21 protein-coding genes are annotated in these 24,411 nt (G+C 41.1%); 1 reads left to right on the forward strand and 20 read right to left on the reverse strand.

The annotated features are described in order from the left end of the window. Nucleotides 1–3: 3 nt before the first annotated feature. From LJE12_RS04400 to LJE12_RS04450, 11 genes are all read right to left on the reverse strand, one after another. Nucleotides 4–1,110 carry a glycosyltransferase family 1 protein gene (locus tag LJE12_RS04400; RefSeq protein ID WP_227226792.1) on the reverse strand — a complete coding sequence of 369 codons (1,107 nt, stop codon included), beginning with the start codon at nucleotides 1,108–1,110 and terminating at the stop codon, nucleotides 4–6. 62 nt (nucleotides 1,111–1,172) lie between these two features. Beyond that, nucleotides 1,173–2,267, reverse strand: coding sequence for an acyltransferase family protein (locus LJE12_RS04405; protein ID WP_227226791.1), 1,095 nt, complete (start codon nucleotides 2,265–2,267; stop codon nucleotides 1,173–1,175). Between the two features lie 69 nt (nucleotides 2,268–2,336). Further along, a complete protein-coding gene (locus LJE12_RS04410) occupies nucleotides 2,337–3,077 on the reverse strand; it encodes an ABC transporter ATP-binding protein (RefSeq protein ID WP_008703540.1) in 741 nt (246 codons plus the stop codon). Between the two features lie 62 nt (nucleotides 3,078–3,139). Beyond that, nucleotides 3,140–3,916 carry an ABC transporter permease gene (locus tag LJE12_RS04415; protein ID WP_008703542.1) on the reverse strand — a complete coding sequence of 259 codons (777 nt, stop codon included), beginning with the start codon at nucleotides 3,914–3,916 and terminating at the stop codon, nucleotides 3,140–3,142. A 286-nt stretch (nucleotides 3,917–4,202) separates the two neighbouring features. Then, nucleotides 4,203–5,045, reverse strand: a complete 843-nt coding sequence (locus tag LJE12_RS04420; protein ID WP_025577097.1) for a TPM domain-containing protein — start codon at nucleotides 5,043–5,045, stop codon at nucleotides 4,203–4,205. Between the two features lie 15 nt (nucleotides 5,046–5,060). Beyond that, nucleotides 5,061–6,149 carry a hypothetical protein gene (locus LJE12_RS04425; RefSeq protein WP_008703545.1) on the reverse strand — a complete coding sequence of 363 codons (1,089 nt, stop codon included), beginning with the start codon at nucleotides 6,147–6,149 and terminating at the stop codon, nucleotides 5,061–5,063. Between the two features lie 24 nt (nucleotides 6,150–6,173). Continuing rightward, a complete protein-coding gene (locus tag LJE12_RS04430) occupies nucleotides 6,174–7,463 on the reverse strand; it encodes an SPFH domain-containing protein (RefSeq protein ID WP_227226790.1) in 1,290 nt (429 codons plus the stop codon). 366 nt (nucleotides 7,464–7,829) lie between these two features. Continuing rightward, entirely contained in the window at nucleotides 7,830–8,243 is a 414-nt protein-coding gene (locus LJE12_RS04435) for an ATP-binding protein (protein ID WP_306452303.1), read from the reverse strand. Between the two features lie 76 nt (nucleotides 8,244–8,319). Beyond that, a complete protein-coding gene (locus tag LJE12_RS04440) occupies nucleotides 8,320–8,622 on the reverse strand; it encodes an STAS domain-containing protein (RefSeq protein ID WP_008703548.1) in 303 nt (100 codons plus the stop codon). Between the two features lie 284 nt (nucleotides 8,623–8,906). Further along, complete coding sequence (locus LJE12_RS04445; RefSeq protein ID WP_020993972.1) at nucleotides 8,907–9,542, reverse strand: sugar O-acetyltransferase; 636 nt, start codon at nucleotides 9,540–9,542, stop codon at nucleotides 8,907–8,909. A 132-nt stretch (nucleotides 9,543–9,674) separates the two neighbouring features. Then, a complete protein-coding gene (locus tag LJE12_RS04450) occupies nucleotides 9,675–11,030 on the reverse strand; it encodes an MATE family efflux transporter (RefSeq protein WP_008703550.1) in 1,356 nt (451 codons plus the stop codon). A 114-nt stretch (nucleotides 11,031–11,144) separates the two neighbouring features. On the opposite strand from LJE12_RS04450, the gene LJE12_RS04455 reads away from it, so the two are divergent. Continuing rightward, a complete protein-coding gene (locus tag LJE12_RS04455; RefSeq protein ID WP_227226789.1) occupies nucleotides 11,145–12,053 on the forward strand; it encodes an AraC family transcriptional regulator in 909 nt (302 codons plus the stop codon). A gap of 282 nt (nucleotides 12,054–12,335) precedes the next feature. Here the strand turns inward: LJE12_RS04455 and LJE12_RS04460 are convergent, their stop codons facing one another. The 9 genes from LJE12_RS04460 to LJE12_RS04500 all read right to left on the reverse strand — a co-directional run bounded on the left by LJE12_RS04460 (nucleotide 12,336) and on the right by LJE12_RS04500 (nucleotide 24,322). After that, on the reverse strand, nucleotides 12,336–12,758 hold the full coding sequence (locus tag LJE12_RS04460; protein WP_008703554.1) for a flavodoxin: 423 nt from the start codon (nucleotides 12,756–12,758) through the stop codon (nucleotides 12,336–12,338). A 148-nt stretch (nucleotides 12,759–12,906) separates the two neighbouring features. Then, on the reverse strand, nucleotides 12,907–13,458 hold the full coding sequence (locus LJE12_RS04465) for a DUF3793 family protein (protein WP_008703555.1): 552 nt from the start codon (nucleotides 13,456–13,458) through the stop codon (nucleotides 12,907–12,909). 353 nt (nucleotides 13,459–13,811) lie between these two features. After that, on the reverse strand, nucleotides 13,812–17,165 hold the full coding sequence (locus tag LJE12_RS04470) for an SbcC/MukB-like Walker B domain-containing protein (protein ID WP_118340056.1): 3,354 nt from the start codon (nucleotides 17,163–17,165) through the stop codon (nucleotides 13,812–13,814). Then, on the reverse strand, nucleotides 17,162–18,325 hold the full coding sequence (locus tag LJE12_RS04475; RefSeq protein ID WP_330597757.1) for an exonuclease SbcCD subunit D: 1,164 nt from the start codon (nucleotides 18,323–18,325) through the stop codon (nucleotides 17,162–17,164). Before LJE12_RS04475 ends, LJE12_RS04470 begins: the two co-directional genes overlap by 4 nt. A gap of 40 nt (nucleotides 18,326–18,365) precedes the next feature. Beyond that, nucleotides 18,366–19,109: a DeoR/GlpR family DNA-binding transcription regulator gene (locus tag LJE12_RS04480; RefSeq protein ID WP_173698413.1), complete on the reverse strand. Its 744-nt coding sequence runs from the start codon at nucleotides 19,107–19,109 to the stop codon at nucleotides 18,366–18,368. Nucleotides 19,110–19,434: 325 nt separating this feature from the next. Then, the gene (locus tag LJE12_RS04485; RefSeq protein WP_019162036.1) at nucleotides 19,435–19,692 is read right to left on the reverse strand and encodes an HPr family phosphocarrier protein; all 258 of its coding nucleotides are present in this window, start codon (nucleotides 19,690–19,692) and stop codon (nucleotides 19,435–19,437) included. Between the two features lie 60 nt (nucleotides 19,693–19,752). Next, nucleotides 19,753–21,666, reverse strand: coding sequence for a PTS fructose transporter subunit IIABC (locus LJE12_RS04490; RefSeq protein ID WP_173679345.1), 1,914 nt, complete (start codon nucleotides 21,664–21,666; stop codon nucleotides 19,753–19,755). Nucleotides 21,667–21,683: 17 nt separating this feature from the next. Beyond that, nucleotides 21,684–22,595 (reverse strand): 1-phosphofructokinase, encoded by a 912-nt coding sequence (gene pfkB / locus LJE12_RS04495; protein WP_055152893.1) that lies wholly within the window; start codon nucleotides 22,593–22,595, stop codon nucleotides 21,684–21,686. Nucleotides 22,596–22,906: 311 nt separating this feature from the next. After that, complete coding sequence (locus tag LJE12_RS04500; protein ID WP_118409254.1) at nucleotides 22,907–24,322, reverse strand: alanine/glycine:cation symporter family protein; 1,416 nt, start codon at nucleotides 24,320–24,322, stop codon at nucleotides 22,907–22,909. Between the last annotated feature and the right edge of the window lie 89 nt (nucleotides 24,323–24,411).

Consider the following 24,411-nt stretch of genomic DNA (forward strand, 5'->3'; position numbering starts at 1 on the left):
AATTTACCTCGTATGATAATATAAATCTTTCAAACGTTTTGCCTCTGTCTCAATGTTAAAATGCGTATCTGACAGCCGCTTCTTTATCAGATCAGCCGCTTCTCTGTTCATAGAACTCATTGCCATCACTGCTGCCGCCCACTGTATATTATCTCTGTCAAGTGACAGCCGTCTGACTCTCTCAGGAAAAACAACTGCCTCCTCAGACACCGCCTCTGACATCACGCAGGCAAGTCCATTTGCCTGGGCTTCAATAAGCGCAAATGGCACACCCTCAAAAACAGACGGAAACAGAAAAACATCCATAGCAGATAAATACCTGCGGATATTCTCCTGTTTACCGGCAAAATATACCTTATCTTCCAGTCCTTTCTGAACTGTTTTCTCTTTTATCTCTTTGTACAGACCTTCCTTTGGACCTACCAGACACAGCATCACATCTTTTTTTTCGGAAACGATCTGTTGGAAAATATCAAGCATTCTGTCATGATTCTTCGGAATATCAAATCTTCCGACATGACCGATCACTGTTTTATTTTCCCATCCCAGTTCCTTTCTGAGTGAATCTCTGTCTTTTTCTGAAAAACTGAACTTCTCTGCCTGAATGGCATTATTGATCAACGTAACCTGACCGCTTTGGAAAGCTTTATCTCCAAACAGCCACCTGCCCGCCATTTCTCCGCATGCAATCCTGTCAGTAGCATATTTTGCAATCTTTGGTCTGTTCCAGTTGTCCATGATTTTTCTGATCAGTCCGGGACAGGAAGAGCTGTGGCTGTGCGCAATTATCTTTGGCACTTTCATTGTATGAGCCACACGTAACGGAACAATATTTGCAGCTGAAAGCATATTTACATGTACTGCATCATATTTTGTTTCTTTTATTATTTTTTTCAGTTCTTTTATATAGCCCCGATAGTTCTTTTTTACATTTGGAATATAGTAGATCCTTCCACCCAGTTTCCTGATTTCCTCTTCATATGCAATTTTATCATACATACACACAAAATCAAACTGTATATCCATATCCACCAGAACTCTATAGTAATTCATCACAAATGCTTCCAGACCTCCGGCAACATTTCCCATTCCAATCTGCAGTATTTTCATGATACGCTCTCCCATCCGTCACTATTGTCCACTCTGAATCCTATTGCGATCCTCTCGAAAAATCATTCCCGTACCGCATAATGTTCCGTCACCTTTTTCTTTAACAGCCGTATCAGTTTCTGATATCCTGTAATCTTCTTAAGAAAATCCAGGCAGTAACTGATTCCCAGCGAAATCACAAGAACTGCAACAGGAATCAGCCAGAATTTTTTTAATGCAAATACATATTTTCCCAGAGAATCTCTCACAAATGTATGTACCAGCCAGATGTTCATGGAATGCCTGCCCAGATACTGAAAGAACAAGGATACAGGCGTAATCCTGAACAAATATTCAACGCAAAAGAGAATCAGCAGGAATGGAACAAGTGCATACCGAAATTCCCAGAAAATTTTCAGGTCGATTTTATGGTACAGGAAAAGGCAGGCACACAGTAAAGCAGACAAACAGATGAATTTTAATTTTTTCCGCCTGTATTCATGCAATTTTTGAAAGAAATTATATTTACAGCATAACATTCCTGCCACAAATATCAAAAGAAATGAATATGGCTTTGAGCCTCCCTGAAATCCAATACCTAAAATTCTCGGAAGCAAAAAGATAACTGCAATACAGAATATGCCTCCAAATTTCTCAATCGTCCCATCTAACAGAGGAAGCAATATAATAAATACAAACGCAGCACTCATATACCACCATGCCCCGTTAAGACTTTCAGTCTCCAAAAGTCTGGAGATTCCCAGTATATCTGCAAATACGGCGAATCCTCTTTCATAAAAGGTTTCTCCCCACTTGCTCGGATCCTTAAGTCCAAGTCCAAAGTAAATAAGATAGGATACAGCTGCAGTAAACCAGAATCCGGACATAGTGGAAAGAAGATGTCCGGATATCCATTCTGATACTGCATACTTTTCTTTATTTTTCATTTTAGCCGAATATCCATACATCAGCCCGTAACCGGATACAAATGCAAATATTGCCACGCAGATTTTACAGCATTCCGCAATAGCAACAAGCTGTTCTGTTGTCAGCCCGCACAGATCCACCTGATATCTTTCGATTCTGTCTGCAAGACGGTAGCAGTGGTGAAAGATCAGCAGTAACACTGCAAGACCTTTTAAAGCTGCTGAATCTTCTTTTTTTAATCCGTTTGTCATATACTCCTCCGGATATTTCTGACTTCTTAAATTTTTTCTCTGTCAGACAGATATCTCTGTCTGTCCCTGTCAGTTAGTCATTTTCTCATACTGTTCAGAAATCGTATCAATATCTCCGTAAGCGATCAGTTTTCCTTTTTCAAGGATCATCGCCTTATTACAGATTCTCTGAACCTGCGCCAGAGAATGAGAGACAAACAACACTGTTACACCCGAATCAAACATGCTGAGTACTTTCTTCTCACTCTTCTTACGGAATTTCGCATCACCTACAGATAATACCTCGTCCAATATCAGAATTTTGGGAGAAACCACTGTAGCAATCGAAAATCCAAGTCTGGATTTCATACCTGATGAATAGTTCTTGATCGGCACATCAATAAAATCCTTCAATTCGGAAAATTTCACGATCTCATCATACTTCTCATCAATAAATTCTTTGGAATATCCAAGCATTGCTCCGTAAAGATAAATATTTTCCTTTCCTGTATACTGTTGATCAAATCCTGCACCCAGTTCCAGAAGCGGAACCATCTTCCCATGTTTTGTAACTGAACCTTCTGTTGGTTTGAAAACGCCTGCGATAACCTTAAGAAGAGTACTCTTTCCTGCACCATTCAGTCCGAGGATTCCTACCCTGTCTCCTTTTTCCACTGTAAAGCTCACATTCTGCAAAGCCCAGAATTCATTATATTTAATCTCTTTTTTAATTGACTTGATAATATAATCTTTCAGACTGTCTACTTTCTCTTTGCTGAGATTAAATTTCATACTCACATTATCAACAATAATCGCTGGTTGTTTGCTCATTTTTTCTCCTTATTTTTCAAAAATAATTCGTTCCGCTGCCCTGCAGCTTTCTGTCTCAGTTCTCAGATGTAAAGAATAAAATCATCCTGTTTCTTCTTGAAGCAGAATAATCCAATCACCATTGCCACAACGGAAAAGATAAGTGCATATGCAAAATAATGAATATTCATCGCTTTTCCAAATACTGAACATCTGAAAATATCAATCACACAATACAATGGGTTATATTTCAGTATCCATGCCCATCCACTCTTCAAAAGCTTTTCAGGATAATAGAAAATCGCACATGTATACATAACCAGCATAAGTGCTACAGACCAGAGATATTCCATATCTCTGAAAAATACACCTATTGTTGCCAGGATCATTCCGCATCCATATGACATAATAAGAATCAGTATCAGTGCGATTGGTGCCTGAAGCAGATAGAACGTAGGCTTTACACCAAGTATCACACTCACCATTGCCAGTACGATCAGTGAGATCAGAAAGATCACATAGTTAAAAAGCACACTGGACAGCGGATACAAATATTTGGGTACATATACCTTTTTGATCATTGCCGAGTTCTGACGTATAGATTTCAAAGCGGCCTTGGTGGACTGTGAAAAGAAACTGTACAGGAGTCGTCCGGTCAGGATATATACAGGAAAGGTCCTGTCTGTATTTCCATACAAAGTACCAAATACAATTGTAAGCACGATCATGGTAAGCAACGGCTCCAACATAGACCATATCATTCCCAGATAAGAACGTCTGTATTTCAGCTTAATCCCTTTTTTTACCAGTTCTGACAAAAGAAACCGGTATTGCATAAAATTATCAACGTATTTTTTCATGTCCTCTCCATTATTTCTGTTTTTTATTTCATTTTATAATTCTTTTGTGCAGAAATCTGTTATCGTCAGGCGGATATTTGCAATCCGCTTCGCAGTTTATTTTCTTTTTGCCGGACAACTGTCTCTACACAAAACAAACCACCTTGTACTGTATCATATTCTCTGATGTCTTGCAACCGGTATCCGTAATTTTGCGCAAAATAAAATCCCAATCTTTCCTGTCATTTTATGGTTATCCCATAAAATAATATAAAAGATCAGGATTTTTATATGTCATGCCAGTCAGTTAAAATGATCCACTGGAACCCCCATGCGTCTCACCCGAAGAACTTGTATGGGTACTGCTTCCACCGCCACCGGAACTCTCTTCCTTCGGCTTCGCCGTACGTGTGACCTGATGATACAGAAATATATCCCGGCTTCTGTTAATATGAAGACTTCCGTCTTTCATATAATCTGCTGCATCCGGCTTCATATGTACAGTCTTCATCCGGCTTCTCATTACTCCGGTTACGATCAGCGCGATCACAAATCCGACCACAAGCGAAATGAGAAATATCATATAAAAAGGGATGGTTTCCTCCGGCAGATTTTCTACATCGTACGGTTCTCCGCTCTGTGCCTGAATGATAAATTCTTCGCACAGATCAGCAAACTTCATAAAGCCCTCATAATACTCACCATCGGATAAATATGACCCAAAATTATCCGTCATATATTCCTGTCCTGCATCAGTAAAAATCTGAATAGCCTCTCCATGTGTGGAGATACACCACTTACGTTCTGACATGGTTATCAAAAACAATATACCACTCTTGTCCTCTCCCATGCCATAGTCATTATAATCAAAGAAATCATCTGCATAATCCTGCGGAACTGCACCATCCAGAGTCTCCTCTGTGACAACCACAACATCACAGCCGTAGTCCTCGCTGACCTGATCCAGTTTCGCCTCCAGTTCTTCTTCCTGCCCATCATCTAACAGATCTGCAAAATCTGCCAGCCTTTCTGTATGCACTTCTTCTGCCGCATAAACATTTTCTGAAAATGCTTCCGTCACAAATCCTGTTGTACCTGATACAGTAAGGACAGAAGCCAGAAATACAGGTATGATCTTTTTCTTCAGCATATCTTTCGTCCTCCCCTAAAAAATCAGCAGTCCGGCAAGGCACAAAACAACCGTAAATACAGCGGTCAGTCCGGCAAGCCATTTCAAATAAATTCCCCTGTCAATCGGAAGGTCTCCTGTCATTTTTCCGGTTTGTCCGTTCATTGCAAATATATATTTCTTATCTTTCCATGTTGTATTCAGAATCCATACCGGATACAGTGCATACTGTGCTTTTCCGCCTGAAATATTTACGTTTGTATTTTCGGGAACAACAGAAGCATAACCCTTCACTGTATCTGCCAGTACTTCCTCTGCGCTCTTTTTCATACGGTCATGTGCCCTGTTGATGCTCTCTTTTTCACTGACATCATACTTATCTGCCAGATATCCGGAAAGATATGCGGTCTGAAAATCCACAGACTCTGAAATTTTAAATGGTTCAATGGATTCCATCAAATCATCTGCCATCTTTTCTGATCCATCTACAGGTACAGAAACGAATGTCATCTCTCCGCTTCGCTCCACAGAATAGTAGCTGGTCTCCGTATAATCATAATCATGGTCACTCCACATTCTTACCTTTGTCGCCTTATAACGCACATCAGCATCAACATCCCCGTCAAAAAGCCAGAACGGAACATATAGCCCCTTAATCTCATCAATATGATTTTCCCTGCGAAATGCTTTTGGCAAAAATGTTCTTCCCTTAATATGCCTGTAATATGCTTCTTTTGCCGCTTTCTTATCCAATTTGAACGGAATCACCAGATCCGGCCTTAATGCACCTTTAAACTTCTCTGTCATAATTACGGGATTTCCACAATACGGACAATTTGATGCTCCTGTATTCTCATCTGCGATAATCTCACCACCACAGGACTGACAGGTATAGACATTCATTCCATCTGTCTCACCTTCCTGCCATTCTCCACCGGCATCTGTCTGCCATCCTGACAGATCATCCTGCTGTCCGGCTTCACGCTCCATCTGCGCATCCAGTTCTTTTAATGTTTCCAGTTCAAATTCTGTATCACAGTATGGACACTTCATTTTCTGGGACTTACTGTCAAATTCTATTGCACCGCCACAGGCAGGGCATTTATATTCTCTCAGATCAGACATAGACATTTCTCCCCCTGCTGTATTTTACTGTCTTGGCTTTCCACATTCTGCACAGAACTTTCCTGTATTTACCGCACCACAGCTGCATGTCCACTTTCCGGTCGGTCTTGGGCTTCCGCATTCAGAACAGAATTTACCGGTATTTACTGCGCCGCAGCTGCATATCCACTCTTCCCGCTGCGGTTTCGGTTTACCACATTCAGAGCAGAATTTTCCTGTATTCTCTGCACCACATTCACATTTCCATGTTCCTGCCCCGGATGCCGGCTGCATATTCTGTGCTGCCTGTTGCTGTGCTGCCTGCTGCTGTGCCCCCATCTGATAGAGATTCTGCATATTCGCTCCACCTGCCTGGCCTGCCATGCCCATTCCCATAAATCCGGTCATAGCACCTGCAGTGTTGGAGGCTGCTGATTTCATTGCATCTGCCTGAGCACCGGCAAGTGTCGCTGCTGCCATAGTCGGATCTCTGAGAATGGCATTCTTCTGTGCATCTTTGATAAGCTGTGCATCCTCTTCCGGAAGAGTCACAGGATTCATGGCAATGGAAACAACCGCAAGACCTCTGGTCTGCTGCCATTTTTTCGTAAGGGCTTCATTCATGGCATCGCATAATTCCAGAACATGTCCCGGAATGGCACTTGGACGGATCTGAAGTTCTGAGATTTTTGCAAATGCAGGCTGAAGAGCACTTACAAATTCTGTCTTTAACTGAACTTCAATTTCTTCTCTGTCATACTGCTGTTCAACATTTCCGCACACATTTGTATAAAACAGGAGCGGATCGACAATCTTATAAGAATATACTCCATTACAGCGCACAGATACATCTATGTCAAGACCGATATTTCTGTCAACTACCCGGAATGGGATTGGATTTGCTGTTCCGAATTTATTATCTACCAGTTCTTTTGTATTAAAATAATAAACCCTCTGGTCTTTGCCTGTATCGCCGCCAAATGTAAAACGCTTCTTTACTGTATCAAAAGTCCTGTGGATCCCCTCTCCCAGACTTCCGGCAAAAATACTTGGTTCTGTGGATGCATCATAGGTAAACTGTCCGGGTTCTGCACAAACCTCCACAACCTTTCCCTGTTCTACGATGATCATACACTGACCATCTGCAACAGCAATTCCGGAACCGCTTGAAATAATATTATCGCTGCCTTTTTTGTTGGAAGAACGTCCGCCTACTCTCTTCTCACCCTTTACAACCAGAACATCTTTATCTATTGCATCGCAGTAAAAAAACTCCTTCCACTGATCTGCCATTGTTCCGCCAAATGCACCGGCTGCTACTTTGATCAATCCCATAATTTATATCTCCTTCCTGATTACATATTATTTTATACATATTTCTTACAGATATTTTCTACCCATATTTCCTGTTAGTGTGCCGACAAGTTGATTTCTCGAACAATCTTGCGTCTAAATTTCTTATTTTGCGGGTAATTGTGTGTGTTTTTTTACAATATAATATTTTTACAGTTACAAATTGATATTTATAAGTTCATCATATCATACATTTTCCGAATTGTCATGCGCAAAAACTCCTCTTTTCTGTCATTTTGCAACATATGAGCACATAAATCGCTGCAGTCCACTCCACAGTAACTATAATGCGACGCGCAGTTATTCAAAAGTTCATGAATAGCAATATACACTTACAATGTATGAAATCTATAAATTCTTTTTTAATTTCAATATATTTTTCCCGTCTGCATATTCATATGAAACCTCATCCATCATTTCCTTAACCAGAAAAATTCCAAGCCCCCCGATTTTTCTTTTTTCTATATCCAGGGTAACATCCGGATCTTTATTTTCTAATGGATTATAAGGAATGCCTTTGTCTATAAACGTCAGTTCCAGTCTTTCAGGAAAATTCTTTATTTCAACCTGTACAGTTGCCTCTCCAGTTTTTGGCGTATAAGCATAATAGGCAATATTGCCAAATATCTCATCTATCGCAATATCTATCTCCATCTGTACTTTTGCAGAACATCCATTTGCTTCCAGTATGGAATTTACAAAATCTGTAATTACCGCTATATTCTCTATTTTTGCTTCTTCTGTAATACTTTTCAAATCCACTTCTCCTTCCTTCATTCAGTTCAGGTAAATAGAATCCCCCTTTTCGCTGTGCAGTTCTGTATCTTTACAACCACAGTCATTCGATTGACAGTATGTCTGCAAATCCCGTAATATCGAATACATCCTGTATGATATCACTCACATGAATCAATTTCATAGTTCCTTTTACATTCATAAATTTCTGCATTTTCAGAATAACACGCAGGCCGGCTGATGAAATATATTCAAGCCCTGCAAAATCCAATACAAGTTCCTGAGTATTGATCAACTCTTTCTCGGCAAAAGTATCCAATTCAGGTGCAGTTGCTGTATCTAATCTCCCGGTCAAAAATACCGTATCTTTTGTTCCTTCATTTTTCTTTTCAATTTTCAGACTCATTTTCTCTCTCCTTTTTCAGATAATGTCAAATTTCTGTTCTGTCAGCATCTTCTGCCTCCATCTGTATATTCACTCTATCCACCCTGATATCTGCAAATTGCTCCATTACTGAACAACTCCCATATTTATCATATTCATTGTAACATAAACAGGAGATGAATGCATCATCTCCTGTCTATTATTTACCTGTATTTTGTGGAATTGATTACTGTTCACTCCGTTCACAGCAACACGCTTCGCAAAGTATGTCTCGGGATTTTGGCATAGGCAAACTGTCAGTTCTGCTATTTATTTTTATTCTTTACTTCTTCCCACGCCTCATCATCAAATTTCTGTTTCTTAAAGTAATAGATTCTGTCTTCGTCTGTAATCTTGCGGATTACTTTACATGGATTTCCAGCTGCGATCGTATTATCCGGGATATCTTTGGATACTACACTTCCTGCACCGATCACTACATTACTTCCAACGGTAACACCCGGAAGAATCACTGTATTTCCGCCGATCCATACATTATCTCCCACTGTTACAGGAATTCCGTATTCATATCCTGAATTACGGCTGTCCGGATGAACCGGATGACCCGCTGTATAAATGGAGACATTTGGCGCGATCTGAACATTTTTTCCACATGTTACTTTTCCCACATCAAGGATTGTCAGATTATAATTGGAATAGAAATTCTCACCTACTTCAATGTTCCAGCCATAGTCACAGTGGAATGGTGCTTCCACCCAGACATTTTCGCCTGTTTTTCCAAAAATATTTTTTATCATCTGAGGTGCTTCCTTGCTCTGCCTGGATGGTGGCAGCTGATTAAAATCATAAATCTTCTGTTTGCATGCCTGTCTGTCCTCTTCAAGCCCATCTAACCACGCTTTGTACGGAAGTCCGCTTAACATTCTTTCTCTCTGATTCATTTGTTATCTTCTCCTTTACGTTTTTATTTTTAACTGTTAAATACCCTGCACAACCTTATCACATCATTATTTTGTAAATGATGTGCCAGAAGCCTTAATAGTTACACTATTTCCAAGCATTTATATTCTGATTTAATTGAGTTCTGTAAGGTTTCTCACCCAGTTATATTTTTTGTAATGTCTATATACAGCAGGAAGTTTTATTATCTCGTCCATGCTGATAATAAAATAAACCACCATGATCGGAAGTTTCAGCACAAATGCTGTTATCATCCCTATCGGGATCAGAATCACCCACATCGTTACTGCATCACATTTCAGTCCAAATTTCGTGTCTCCGCCTGCGCAGAATACACCGGCAATCACTGTAGCATTCACCGACTTTCCTATCATATAATAGGTACAGATATACATCATATTCTTTAAATAAGAATGTGCCTGTGCACTGAGACTGCCCGTAAATATCCTTAAAACCGGGCTCACTGCCAAAAGTATAAGCCCTGAAACTGCGCCTGCAAATACCGCAAGCTTAAAAAGTCTGTTTCCGTATTCCGTGGCCCGTTCCATCTCGCCTTTTCCAAGCTCGTTTCCGACAATAATACCAGCTCCGATTCCGATTCCATTACATACACATGCGATAATATTTTTCAGAATATTTGCTACGGAATTGGCGGCCACCGCATCACTGCCCAGATGTCCCATAATAACCGAAAACATGGTAAATCCACATCCCCAGACCAGTTCATTTCCAAGAACAGGTGTCGTATAGTGCCAGAAATCCTTTTTCAGTTTCTTCGAGCTGTTTCGGATATATTTTAGTCGGACACATACTAATGAACGGTGCATATTTTCATAAATAGTCAGTAGCAATTCAAGCGCCCTGGAAACTGTAGTTGCAAGTGCAGCCCCCGCAATTCCCATAGCAGGAAATCCCGCCAGCCCGAAAATAAATATCACATTAAATCCAATATTAATCACAACCGCTACTGATCCATAGATGGTACTCTTTGCAGTTCTTCCGCTGTTTTTCATAATACAGAGATAAATCTGCGAAAATCCCATAAACAGATAAGAAACACTCACAATTCGAAGATACGGAATTCCTGCCTGAATCAATCTTATGTCATTCGTAAATATTCTCATAAGAAATCCCGAAAAAAACATTGCAGCTATAAAAAATACAACTGATACAGCCATAGAAATTTTAAGAACGATTGCCAGAATCTCCTCTACTGAATCTGTATCGCCTTTTCCCCAGTACTGCGCAGCCAGAGTTGTCGCGCCAATCGTAAGGGCAAGCATAAACAGATTATGTACAAACTGTATCTGTGTTGCCAGTGAAACAGCAGATAATGATGTCTGGCTGACAAATCCCAGCATAAACGCATCAGAAGCACTTACCAGCGCAGTCATAAGATTCTGGATTGCGATTGGAAATACCAGTCCCCATAGCTTTCTGTAAAAAATTCTTTTTTCTGATTCCATCATATCCCTCTGATTGATTTTTTACATCTGCAGATGTTATAATTATAGTATTCTCAGATACAGTAATCTATCAGAATAGTCCTTATTTTTTATAAAAATCGTACGCGAGGTGAATTTATGGGATTAATCAGAACAGAACTTATGCCAGATTCTTCAGAAGTAGTTCCTTATGATCATGCCGGAATTCCTTTGTATATCCGGGCGGCACATCTTGCTTCTTATTATAACATGTGTGCTCCCTGCCACTGGCATGATGATATTGAATGGATCTATATTATCACTGGAAAAATGAGATATTATGTGAACGGAAAAAGACTTATCTTAAATGAAGGTGATTCCCTGATGGTCAATGCAAGACAGATGCATTACGGATATGCTTTTGAACAACAGGACTGCTATTTTCTCTGTATTCTGTTTCACCCTTCTTTGTTTGGGAATAACCAGATATTACAGGAAAAATATTTTCTTCCTTTTTTCGAAAACACCAGCCTGGAATTTCATCATTTTTACTCAAATGATGAAGCAGGGGTGAAAGTCGGCAGATATTTACAGGAAGTTCTCCTGTTGAAAGAAGATTCTGATTCAGGTTATGAATTAGGTGTTATAAGCTGTATGCTGGAACTATGGAGCTTTCTTATCCGCACTGATCTGCTGTCAGCTGCAAAAAATAAATCAGAGTCCGAACAGGAACTGAACATTCAGAAAGATATGGTATCCTTTATTTATCAGCATTATCCTGAGAAAATATCTCTTACGGATATTGCAGCCGCCGGTCATGTAGGAAGGAGTAAATGCTGCCAGATATTTAAACATTATATGCAGCAGTCTCCTGTGGATTTTCTCAATACCTACCGATTAAAGATCAGCTGCCGTCTCCTGTGCACTACGCAGAAAAGCATAACAGAGATTGCTATCTTGTGCGGATTTAATCATTTAAGTTATTCATTTAAATATTTTATGGAATGTTATGGATGTACGCCAAGAGAATATCGTACGCTCCATGAACACGAAACACTTTTGACTTGATTATTATCTGTACGATACTATTCCCCGATTTCGTTATGTAGCTCTACGCCAAATAACTGTCTCGCAGTTTATAAGAAGAGGCTTGCACTTTTCCCGGTATAAGTAATTTCCCATCCGCTGCTCATTATCCTTCGTAATTAATGCAGGAGACTTACTTAATTTAGCAAAACTATAAAAGAGACTGCTACATCTTAATATGTAAACAGTCTCTTTTTCGCACTTTAAATATTTAGAACCCGCTGATTTATTACGTAAATCATTATTTTCTCATATTTATTTCAATTATACTAATGCAGCACCCAGTGCTTTGCATGCTTCTGTAGCTTCATCATCTGGTTCTTCCTGGCAGATCACACTTTCACATACAAGGTTTGCACCAGCTTCCTTGCAGGAATCTTCCCAGTTGCGCATCCATTCGCCATCTCCCCATCCGTAAGAACCAAAAAGAGCGATATTTTTGCCTTTGAGTGCATCTTTACATCCATCAAACATCGGCTCGAACTCTGTATCTTCCAGAACTTCATCTCCCATTGCCGGGCATCCAAAAGCAATTGCATCATATTCAGTTACTTTAGATCCGTCAAAATCCTCACAAGTATGAAGAACAGCCTCGCCGCCTTTTCCCTTAACTCCGTCTGCAACTGCATTTGCCATTGCCTCTGTGTTTCCTGTGCTGCTCCAATATACAACTGCTACTTTACTCATGATTAAAATCCTCCTTAAATTCGCTCTGCTTTTTCTTTGCCGCAAAGCCATGATTTATATTATAATAAAAAGTCATACGGCTTTTCTATTATACTGATTCTTAAATGGACTCTCCGTCCCTGCTATATTACTGTATATAGCTTCTTCCTTACGCAGCTACTGTCAGCTGGCGTACACTTCTTCCCTGATTCCAAAGACGTACATACACGTTGGTACATTTCTTAAATCTGGCAAAAGCCTTTATTGCCTCACATTCATTGCAGTAAACCTTCCAACAACCTACACATTTACAGTTCTGCCCTGCATTCTTGATAAATCCGATCACATCTCCCAGTGGATATCCCAGAAACAATCCGATTTCATGAGGAAAATCTTCTCTCTGGGCCAGGCGGCTTCTCAGTCTCTCAAGTGCATATGCAGGATCTGTACTCTCATACCCATACTTCTTTATGAAATTCGCAACACCAGGTTTCTTCAGATCTCTTTCAAGGCTTGAGAACCGGCAGACATAAATCAGCGCCTTTTTCTCACTCCTGCGAAGTACTGTGAGGGAAACGCCTTTTTCTCTTACACATTCATTAAAACCTTCTACGCTTTTCCATAATTCTTCCTCAGATTCATATTTATATGTAAAAAGATTTCCGGTTTTAATAGATGCTAATGTAGGTGAACAATGTTCGATCACAGATTTCTCCAGCATGTTATGATTCCTTTCTCAATAACAAAATATCGGTTAGAATGCACTAACCATTTATTAAAAAATAAAGCTTTACGAAACATTTTATTGCTTTTGTTTGCTGTAAGGCTTGAATTTACTGCTGCAAAAAGACCTTCAACAGATTGGTCAGTAGCTTAAGTTATTTGCATCTAACTCTATAGTTTAATATATACTATCTCTGATATTCTGTCAAGTTAATTTTATATAACTTTTTAGTAATTTTTTAAATCGCAAAAAACAGAGGAATATACATACTGTATCCCCTCTGTTTTTCTACTCTATTTCTTATTGAGAATTGTGGGAGCCGCTTTGCAGCAGAGCAATTCCATAAAATCTCATCCTTCTATACAGATCGTACTTCCAACTCCATCTTCTGTCCGTTTCTTTGTTACTATGATCTTCTTATCAATACGTTCTTTCAGCTCTGCTACATGGGAAACAATCCCCACCAGTCTGCTTCCCTGACTGAGATCCTTCAATGCGCGGATTGCCTGATCAAGGGCATCTTCATCCAAAGATCCGAAACCTTCATCCACAAACATGGTATCAAGCTGGATTCCACCGGAGCTTGACTGAATTTCATCAGAAAGTCCCAGTGCCAGAGACAGGGATGCCTGAAATGTTTCTCCACCTGATAAGGTCTTGACACTTCGAACAGTTCCATTGTAATGATCTACTACATCCAGTTCCAGACCGGTTTTCCCTACCCTGCTCTTGTTTTCTTTCCTGCGAACTAACTCATATTGACCGCTGCTCATGGTCATCAGACGGATATTGGCACGCGCAAGAATGCGGTCAAAATACTGCATCTGGATGTAAGTTTCCAACATGATCCTTGCCTTACCCGTGATCGTACCATTGGCAGTGTCTGAGAGAGATTTCATCCACTTCCAGCGGGTTTCCGTTTTCAGAAGTTCTGTCTGCTGTCTGCGGATTTTTTCATACATGTCACTGTTGATTTCCAGGCGGGCATGGATTTCATCACGATTTTCTGAAAGTGATTTCTTTTGCTGTGCAAAGTTTTCTTTCTGAGCATTCAGTTCCTCAGCTGAAATACTTATGGATTCTTTTAACTGTTCTGTCAGAGATGCAATTACCGAATCCAGTTCTGTCATTCTCTTTTCTAATACTTCTCTCGCTTCTGTTACTGTTTTATAATGTATTTCAAGCTTCTTTTGTTCCTCAGTCTTAATCTGGATCTGAGACAGGATTTCTTCCTTTGTCCTTTCACCCAGCTCTTTTTCCATATTCTCTCTCTGCTTCTGCAGCTGCTCATATCTGGATTTCTCTGCTGCTGTCTGCTGCTGATTCTGATTGATCTGGTCTGTGATCGTTGTGAGTTCTGTCTGAGTCTTACCAATCTGCATCTCCAGAAGTTTTCTCTGTTCCAGAAGTGCTGTCAGATCCTTTTGTTTCTGTCCCAGAATATTTTGCTGCTGTTTCAGCCATTCTGCTGCTCTCTTTCCCTGCAGCAAAGCCTGTGATACATTACAGATTTCCTTTTGATACACTATTTCACCGCTGTAATCCTGTGACAGTTCCGGATCAGTTTTCATTCTCTGTCTTATATCTTCTTCATGGATCCATGTCAGTACAGGTTCGTCCAATTGATTCTGCAGCTGTTCCTGAATACTTTCCAGCTGGCTCTTCCTCTTTTCAAGACTGATCTGTAATTTCTGAAATTCTTTTGCATGTTGTTCTGACTGTGTGATGAACTCTTCTTTTTTCTTCAGTAAATCCTGATGAACTTTTTTCTGTTTTTTGATTTCTTCCAATCCTGTCTGTACACTGCTTTCCTGATTTTTTACAAATAAACATAATTCATGATCAGGAAGTTCCTTTCGAAGTATCTCTTGTGTCTCCTCTTCTGGCAGAAACTGCGCTATATAACCTTTAACCCCTTCTGTCAATTCTTCCCTGCAGCGCTGCATCAGTCCTGTTGCCTCTCCTGCCTGCACACTTGCGTCAGATGCCGCTTTTTCCGCAGCTTCTGTTAACTTTTTCTGTTTTTTCAGCTGTTCTTCTGTGGGAACTTCCTTCGGAATCTGTGTAAGCTTCGGATGATGAACAGAACCACATACCGGACATGGCATCCCATCCTGAAGATCTGCTGCCAGAACACCCGCCTGCGCATCCAGATAGGCCTGCTCCATTTTGTTCAGGATTTCTTTTATTTCTGTCCGTTTCTGAGAAGCGGTCAGATAACCCTTCTTTTTTCTCTCTGCTTCCTTTTCCAGATCCTGATACCGTTTCTGCTGATCTTCTATTTTCTCTATCTGCTGCAAACGTATGACCAGACTGTTCTCTTTGATTTCCAGATTCCCACCGGAAACAATTTTCTCTTCCAGATCAGTCAAATCCTTTTTTATCTGTTTCGCAAGTTGTTCTTCCTGCCCGGACTGTGTTTTCAGTTCACTGATTTTTGTCTGAAGAAACTCCAGATTTCCACAATTCTTATAAATTCCTGCATAAAGAGTATCTATTTTCTCTTTCCGGAAATCTGTTTCTGCTTTTTCTTTTTCTGCACCGTCTGTTGTCTGATATTCTTTTTGTTTTTCTTCAAGCACAGCTTTCATTTCTTTCTGACGATTCTGCAGCTCTGTACCGTCCGTTCCCAGCTTTTCTATCTGCAGGGAAGCCTTCTTTGTTTCTCTGAGCAGATTTTCCAGATTTGTATAACGCTCCAGATTCTCTTTTTCTTTCTGTATGGAAAGCATCAGGCGTTGGATCTCATCAGGTTCCTTTGCCCCATTTTCTGCAGCTTTTTGTGCCTGTTCCAACTGCGGAAGCAATACCTCTTTCTCTTGCAGAAGCTGTTCCTTCCTTGCCTTTGCATCTGCTTCTTTATGAGTCTTTCCCAAAAGCTGATTTACTTTTTCCAGTTCTTTATCGTTCTCTTTAATCTGCTTATTCAAATTTTTCAGCGTCTCTTTATCTACCTTCAGAAACTGCTCCAGGATTTCCAGACCTTCTTCCAGATTTCCCTCAAAGCCATTCTTCTCCATCAATATCCACTGTTGTCCCAACTGGTCTTCTGTAGAATATCTGACCTGTTCCGTATACTGGCGGATACTTCTCAACAGCTCTTTATACGCCTTGTCCAGACCACCGGCCTCGAATTTTAATTTTTCCTGAATCACCTTATAAATATCCGTATGGAAAAGCTTTCTGAAAATGTTGCTGCGTTCCTCTGTGTCAGCCAGCAGCAATTTTCTGAAATCTCCCTGTGCGATCATAGCAATCTGCGTAAACTGCTTCATATCTAACCCGATCAGATCAGTAACTGTCTGATTCACTTCCTTCAGCTTTGTCACAGGAGCTCTTCCATCAGAAAAAGTAAGCAATGCTTCCCCTTTCTGGGTGGTCATTCCGGTACCTCTGGTCTTTGGGCGCTCATAATCCGGGCTTCGCTTCACTGTATACACTGCATCTTTATATTCAAAAATATATTCCGCATAGGTAGGTGTTTCCGGTTTTGCATACTTGCTTCTGAGCATGGATGCCTCCCGGACTCCTCCGCTTGTCTCCCCGTACAACGCAAATGTAATCCCATCAAAGATCGTCGTTTTTCCTGCTCCCGTATCTCCGGTCACCAGAAAAAGTCCCTGTCCTCCAAGCTGTGTAAAATCGATCACAGTCTCATCCGCATATGGACCAAATGCAGATAATGTCAGCTTCAATGGTTTCATACGCGCACCTCCTTCAGATTCTGGATCAGTTTCTCCACAAACTCTGTCTGTTCTTCTTTCATAGGTTCATTATTTAACAGTTCATAAAACTCCTCAAACAGTTCCAGCTCTGACTTCTGTTCCTGAGCCTCCACTGCCTGAACTTCCCGGTTCTCACGTGTTCGTTTATTATCATATTCCAGACGCATCAGATTGGGATAAACAGTACGCAGCTTCTGAAGTGCCCCCGGCACATCTTCCTCATCCGTCAGGGTAATCTGAAGATAATCCATCTTATTTTCAGTAGTATATTGATCCTTCGCTGTCACATCCATATAAGTTCCCCTCAGCTTACGCATATCATGTTTGGGAATCAAAGGTACTGTACTGACCCTCACATTTCCTTTCTCCAGAAGCTCCACAATCGTTACTGACTTTTTATGATCTGCTTCCGAAAAAGAATACTTAAGCGGCGTCCCACTGTAACGCAAGGTCTCTCTCCCCATTTTCTGAGGTCTGTGGATGTGTCCCAGTGCCACATAGTCAAAATCCTTAAATACTTCCGCACTGACATTGTCAAGACCACCAACCCATGTTTCTTCTGAGTCACTTCTGTCTGCTCCGGTCACAAACTGATGTGCCACCAGCACATTTCTCTGTGTCGTATCGATCTCACACTCCTGCAGAGCAGCCATAACACCCTCTTCATAAGTATTAATGTCATCCCTCTGTAAAGCATGGCGTACTGCCGCAGGTTTCAAAAAGGGCAGAAGATATACAGATATTGGTCCATACTGATCTTTTAACACAATCCTTTTCATCTCTCCATCATAGACCTGCGAAATATAAATATCACTACTTTCAAACAGCTTCGCCCCAAAGGAAAGCCTTTCTGCAGAATCATGATTTCCACTGATCATGTACACCGGGATCTTAGCTTTAGCCAATCCTGTAATAAATTCATCAAACAGCTGCACTGCCTCTGCCGACGGCACTGTCTTGTCATAAACATCCCCTGCGATCAGAACTCCATCAACTTTCTGTTCCTCAAAAATTTTGATCATCTGATTCAGAATATATCTCTGATCCTCCAGCATGGAAAAATCATGCACCCTTTTTCCAATATGCAGATCTCCAATATGCCCAAACTTCATCCCACATCTCTCCAATCTAAATATCATTCCTGCCTGCTCTGTCTGCCGGCGGCATTTGATCCATTATTTATTTCACTTTCAGAATATTTTTGCTGTCCTCATACTCCTCCGGAATTTCTTCTGTAAGAATTTTAGCATCTGTAAACACGCCGAATGTGACAGAACTTACTTCTCCAAACTTTGACTTATCTGTCAGGATATATACATCTTTGCACTGCTTCATTGCAGTACTCTTTACAATTGCTTCACTGGTATCCGGTGTGGTAAAGCCTTCCCTTCTGGTAATTCCATTGGTTCCGAAAAATCCCTTTGTAAAATGATACATCTGGATCATCTGCATCGCCTGACTGCCTACGACTGCCTCTGTTGAACTCTTAAGTTCTCCTCCGATCAGGTAAACCCGGATTCCCATCTTTGCCAGAGTCTGGGCATGGGATACTGCATTGGTGACAAAGGCAGCTTTTACACCTTCCAGATATTCCAGCATCAGACCAGTGGTGGTTCCTGCGTCCAGATAAACGAAATCATCTGGTGTGATCAGACTGGCTGCATATTTTGCGATCTTTTGCTTTTCTTCTTTATTTAATTCTGATTTCTGCGCTACTGTCGGTTCATAGGCAGTTACTTTATGATTTAATGCTACTGCGCCGCCGAAAACCTTGGTAAGTTTTCCTGCTTTGTCCAGTGCAGTGATGTCTCTGCGCACTGTGGACTCTGATGCGTCCAGAAGTTCTCTCAGTTCTGTTACTGTAATACTTTTTCTTTCTTCCAGAAGCTTCAGAATAATGTCAAATCTCTGTTCTGTAAGCATATGCTTCTGCCTCCATTATATATTTACTTTGATTGTTTACTTCTGATTATTTTCTCCGATATCTACGAATTGCTCCGTTGCTTCGCAGCTCCCGCAATTCTACGTTACTGTTCACTCCGTTCACAGTAACGTAGCCAAAATTCATTCCAGATTGCCTGCGGCAATGGAATTTTGGCTTGTATGTCTCGGGATTTTGGCATATTCATGCCAAAACACCTCGCGGGATAGTGATGTGTGAACAGTAACCTGATATCTCATTATAACAGAAACAGGAGATGAATGCATCATCTCCTGTCTGTCAGTTTCTTATATTTAATTCTGTGAATTACAGGTTCTCCTGCATGAATTTGCTTACTGCTTCGTATGCTGCTTCTTCATCAGCGCCTTCAATTGTGAATGTTACTTCATGACCTTTCTTAACGCCAAGCCCCATCAGTGCAAGAAGTTTTCTGCAGTCTACTTTTTTACCTTCTTTTTCGATGGAGATAGTGGATTCAAAACCTTTTACCAGTTTTACAAGTTCTCCTGCCGGACGTGCGTGGATTCCTTCGTTGTCTGTAACCACATACTTAAATTCTTTCATTTTGATATCCTCCATGTTCTTTATTTTAATTTTTTGTTATTGCTTTTCTTATTTCGGTGCTTATGCTGCTTTCTTCTTTAAGAGGCCAAGCAGAACTGCAGAAATTACTGTTCCCGCAACCAGTGCGACCAGGTACATAACTGCGTTTCCAACCACTGGGAATACGAAAATTCCACCGTGTGGTGCCATCAGTGTACAGTCGAATGCCATGGAAATCGCTCCTGCCACCGCAGATCCTACGATACAGGATGGAAGTACACGAAGGGGGTCAGATGCTGCGAACGGAATCGCACCTTCTGTAATAAATGCAAGACCCATGATAAAGTTGGTAGGACCTGCATCTCTCTCTTCTTTTGTGAACTTATCCTTAAACAGCAGTGTTGCCAGTGCAATTGCACAGGGAGGTGTCATACCGCCGATCATAACTGCTGCCATAATATCATAGTTACCTGCTGCAATTGCAGCTGTTCCGAATACATATGCTGCTTTGTTGAACGGACCACCCATATCAATAGCCATCATTCCGCCAAGCACAATGCCAAGTATTACTTTACTAGAACTTCCCATTCCTGTCAAGGCATTATTCAGACCTGTGTTGATACCGCCCATAACAGGCTCTACAATAAATGTCATCAGGAGTCCCATAACAAGAATTCCAACTACAGGATAGATTAAAACAGGAGCGATCTTTTCCAGGGCTTCCGGAAGTTTATCACATAATTTACGAAGTCCAAGAATAATATATCCGGCTGCAAAGCCTGCAAGCAAAGCTCCAAGGAAACCAGATTTACCGTTGGCTGCCATCATACCGCCTACCAGACCAAGTGCAAGTGCCGGTCTGTCACCGATTGCCATTGCAATAAATCCGGCAAGGATCGGAAGCATGAATCCGAATGCTGTATTACCGATTCCTTTAAACAGAGCCGCTACCGGAGTAATGGTACCGAAGTTTGCTCTCTGATCTGCCGGAAGCGCACTTAAATCTACACTTAATCCATCGATCAGGAACGCAATGGCGATCAGGATACCACCGCCTACAACCAACGGAAGCATATGAGATACGCCATTCATCAGCTGCATATAGATCTTATGTCCTACACTGCCGCCGGATTTGTTACCGGCAGAAGATGTCTGGGAACCGGCTGCTGCGTGGTAGACCGGTGCATCCCCATTGATTGCTCTGTCAATGAGCTGATCTGCTTTACTGATTCCGTCGGATACCTGACATTCGATCACTTTTTTACCATCGAAACGTTCCATGGGAACCTTGGCATCTGCTGCGACAATAATACAGTCTGCATCAGCAATCTCCTGATCTGTCAGCACATTCTTTGCACCGCCGGATCCGCGGGTTTCGATCTTTACAAAACAGTTCTTTGCTTTTGCAGCTTTTTCAATTCCTTCTGCTGCCATGTACGTATGTGCGATACCTGTAGGACAGGAAGTAACAGCAAGGATCTTAGCCTGTGTTCCTTCTGCTGATCCGGTATCTGCCAGTCTCTCATCAATATCTTTCTTTTCACTGTCTGCCCTGTCAATAATATCCATAAACTCATCTACAGACGATGCATTGCGAAGAGATTCTGTAAACTCCTCATCCATCAGCATCACAGAGAGCTTGCTGAGTACATCCAGGTGAATGTTATCCTCTGTATTCGGCGCTGCGATCAGGAATAATAAGGTTACAGGTTCATCATCCAGTGCCTCAAACTCTACACCATTTTTGATGACCATTGCCGCAAGTCCCGGCTTCTTAACTGCATCACATTTACCATGAGGAATGGCAATTCCCTCGCCAATACCTGTTGTGCTCTCTTCTTCTCTTAAATATACCTGTTTACGATAAGCCTCACGGTCGCTGATCTTCTCACTCTTTACCATCAGATCAACTGCCATATCCAGAGTTTCTGACTTTGTTTTCGGAGCAGCTGTTAACGATACGCTTCGTCTGTCAAGCAGGTCTGTTATTCTCATCTCTTCTTCCCCCTTTATTATTTTTCGGTTATCTGACGATAAACCGCTTCTATTTCTTCCTTTGTTGCAAGATTTTCAGAAAATGCACTTGCACTTCCTGCTGCAATTCCCATGTGGAATGCATGTTCGTAATCCTTCTTCTCCATCCAGCCTGCAACGAATCCTGCTACCATGGAATCTCCTGCACCCACACCATTGACCAGCCTGCCTTTTGGTGCAGGTTCTTCAAATACCTGTCCATCCTCTGCTACCAGAACTGCACCTTCGCCGGCCATGGAGATCAGCACATTTCTTGCACCTTTTTCCTGAAGTTTCTTTCCATAAGGAATTACATCTTTTCTTGTTTTTAATTCTACACCGAAGATCTCACCCAGTTCATGATTATTTGGTTTTACAAGGAACGGATGATATTTCAGAACATTGACCAGAAGATCCTTTGTGGCATCAACTACGATCATCACACCTTTTCCATCCAGCCTTGCCATGATCTGTTCATACATGTCATCCGGCATAGAAGATGGAATGCTGCCTGCCAGGAAAAGTACATCGCCTTCTCCAAGCTCTTCCAGTTTCTTCATCAGTTCCTCTACTTTATCCTTGCTGATCACCGGTCCTGCACCATTGATCTCGGTTCCGTCAATAGATTTCAGTTTCAGATTGATCCTTGAAACCCCTTCACTAATCTGAATGAACTCAGATTTCACTCCCATCTCATGTAATCTACGGATAATTTCTTTCCCTACAAACCCTGCAGTAAATCCAAGTGCAGTGTTCTCAATCCCAAGATTCATAAGGACTGTGGAAACATTAATTCCCTTTCCCCCCGGAAGCATCAGCTCTGAACTTGTTCTGTTTGTCAGCCCCAGTTTAAAATCATCTACCGAAACGATATAGTCCAGAGATGGATTAAAAGTCACTGTGTAAATCATCTCTTCTTGCCCTCCCGTTTTATATTGGTATCCTTTCGGAGTCTTTATTTCACTTTCACCAAAAGATTCCAAAAGTACATATTGTCATGTCTTTTCTGCATGTTCATGACTGTTTTTTGTTTATGATCTTAGTATACTGTCATATTCATCCAAAGTCAATCAAACTAATTCATAAAAATAATGACTGATTTTGGTTTACTTTGCACAAAAAGTCATAATCAGTCAAATGCAAGCAGAAAAAATCCTCTGATCAGGATTGCTATAAATTCCATAATCAGAGGATTTACTGTTATTTTATTACTTTTGATTCCTTACATTTTATGCTTTTCTGCTGCAAAGAACGCTTTTGTTTCTTTTACGATCACTCCACTTAATGCGAACAATGCGATCATATTCGGAATCGCCATCAGTCCGTTGAATATATCTGCGATCGTCCATACAGCACTTACTGTCATGTACGGTCCGATAAATACTGCCAGAATGTAAAGCCAGCGGTATGTAAGGATTGTTTTCTTATGTCCGTTTGTCAGATATTCCAGACATCTTTCACTGTAATAATCCCATCCAAGAATTGTAGTAAATGCAAAGAATACCAGACAGATCATTAATACAAATGCAGAAATCTGTCCAGGGATCGGAAGTCCATGCTGGAATGCATAGGTTGTTACCTGAACACCTTCCAGACCTTCTACCTGCCATGCACCTGTCAGTACGATGGAAAGACCTGTCATTGTACAGATCACGATCGTATCAATAAATGTACCAGTCATGCTTACAAGACCCTGACGTACAGGCTCTTTTGTCTGAGCTGCTGCCGCTGCGATAGGTGCGCTACCAAGACCTGCTTCATTTGAAAAAATACCACGAGCCACACCTTTCTGCATGGATACGATCATTGTTCCTACCACACCGCCTGTCACTGCTGACGGATTAAAGGCTCCCTTCACAACTGTTACGATAGCTGCCGGGATCTCTGTAATGTTTAAAAGAATCAGCGCTACACTGAAGATCAGATAGATCACCGCCATAAACGGTACAATAATCTGGCTGACTGTTGCAATTCGTTTCAGACCACCGATGAGGATTGCTGCAACACAGGCTGCAAGAATCAGGGAAGAAATTACAACTGCCCAGGAATACTCTCCAAGAAACGGAATATTTACGCAGTTTGATTTGTTCGGATCAAAGAAGTTCTGAACTGCACTGGAAATACCATTTACCTGGCTGAATGTACCGATTCCGAAAAGACCTACACATACACCAAAGAATGCAAAGATCTTTGCAAGCCATTTCCATTTTGTTCCCATACCTTTCTCAATATAATAGAAAGGACCGCCAAGGCTGTGACCGTCTTCTGCTACCACACGGTATTTCACTGCAAGAAGACCTTCGGAAAATTTTGTTGCCATTCCAAAGAATGCTGCAAGAATCATCCAGAATAAAGCTCCGGGACCTCCGGCACAGACAGCAGTTGCAACACCGACGATATTACCGGTTCCGATTGTGGCACTCAGTGCTGTACATAAAGCTGCAAAGCTGGAAATCTCACCGTCGCCTTCTTCTTCGTTTTTAAACATCCATTTTAATGCAAGGGGGAGTCTTCGTATCTGAAGAAGTCCAAGTCTGGCAGTTAACAGGATGCCACCTGCCATGATCAGGACCATAAGGGGCACGCCCCAGACCAGATTGTCTACTGTTGTCAAAAAAGAATTGATCGCTTCCCACATAATAATAAATCTCCTTTTTCTTTTAAAAAGTGTATAGGCGTTTGCGAAACGCCAAAAGCCGCATAAATACGGCATTTTTTTGTTGTTAA

The organism is Blautia sp. DFI.6.71 (assembly GCF_020593585.1).
Classification (GTDB): Bacteria; Bacillota; Clostridia; order Lachnospirales; family Lachnospiraceae; genus Blautia_A; species Blautia_A wexlerae.

Bases quoted from the DNA above. Each gene is read 5' to 3' on its own strand.
- pfkB (WP_055152893.1), bottom strand. From the start codon at position 22,595: ATGATTTACACAGTGACTTTTAATCCATCTCTGGACTATATCGTTTCG.
- LJE12_RS04480 (WP_173698413.1), bottom strand. From the start codon at position 19,109: ATGCTTACAGAACAGAGATTTGACATTATTCTGAAGCTTCTGGAAGAA.
- LJE12_RS04440 (WP_008703548.1), bottom strand. From the start codon at position 8,622: ATGAGTCTGAAAATTGAAAAGAAAAATGAAGGAACAAAAGATACGGTA.
- LJE12_RS04430 (WP_227226790.1), bottom strand. From the start codon at position 7,463: ATGGGATTGATCAAAGTAGCAGCCGGTGCATTTGGCGGAACAATGGCA.
- LJE12_RS04485 (WP_019162036.1), bottom strand. From the start codon at position 19,692: ATGAAAGAATTTAAGTATGTGGTTACAGACAACGAAGGAATCCACGCA.
- LJE12_RS04420 (WP_025577097.1), bottom strand. From the start codon at position 5,045: ATGCTGAAGAAAAAGATCATACCTGTATTTCTGGCTTCTGTCCTTACT.
- LJE12_RS04455 (WP_227226789.1), top strand. From the start codon at position 11,145: ATGGGATTAATCAGAACAGAACTTATGCCAGATTCTTCAGAAGTAGTT.
- LJE12_RS04460 (WP_008703554.1), bottom strand. From the start codon at position 12,758: ATGAGTAAAGTAGCAGTTGTATATTGGAGCAGCACAGGAAACACAGAG.
- LJE12_RS04400 (WP_227226792.1), bottom strand. From the start codon at position 1,110: ATGAAAATACTGCAGATTGGAATGGGAAATGTTGCCGGAGGTCTGGAA.
- LJE12_RS04445 (WP_020993972.1), bottom strand. From the start codon at position 9,542: ATGAATCAGAGAGAAAGAATGTTAAGCGGACTTCCGTACAAAGCGTGG.
- LJE12_RS04415 (WP_008703542.1), bottom strand. From the start codon at position 3,916: ATGAAAAAATACGTTGATAATTTTATGCAATACCGGTTTCTTTTGTCA.
- LJE12_RS04405 (WP_227226791.1), bottom strand. From the start codon at position 2,267: ATGACAAACGGATTAAAAAAAGAAGATTCAGCAGCTTTAAAAGGTCTT.
- LJE12_RS04500 (WP_118409254.1), bottom strand. From the start codon at position 24,322: ATGTGGGAAGCGATCAATTCTTTTTTGACAACAGTAGACAATCTGGTC.
- LJE12_RS04410 (WP_008703540.1), bottom strand. From the start codon at position 3,077: ATGAGCAAACAACCAGCGATTATTGTTGATAATGTGAGTATGAAATTT.
- LJE12_RS04470 (WP_118340056.1), bottom strand. From the start codon at position 17,165: ATGAAACCATTGAAGCTGACATTATCTGCATTTGGTCCATATGCGGAT.
- LJE12_RS04450 (WP_008703550.1), bottom strand. From the start codon at position 11,030: ATGATGGAATCAGAAAAAAGAATTTTTTACAGAAAGCTATGGGGACTG.
- LJE12_RS04465 (WP_008703555.1), bottom strand. From the start codon at position 13,458: ATGCTGGAGAAATCTGTGATCGAACATTGTTCACCTACATTAGCATCT.
- LJE12_RS04425 (WP_008703545.1), bottom strand. From the start codon at position 6,149: ATGTCTGATCTGAGAGAATATAAATGCCCTGCCTGTGGCGGTGCAATA.
- LJE12_RS04490 (WP_173679345.1), bottom strand. From the start codon at position 21,666: ATGAGAATAACAGACCTGCTTGACAGACGAAGCGTATCGTTAACAGCT.
- LJE12_RS04475 (WP_330597757.1), bottom strand. From the start codon at position 18,325: ATGATATTTAGATTGGAGAGATGTGGGATGAAGTTTGGGCATATTGGA.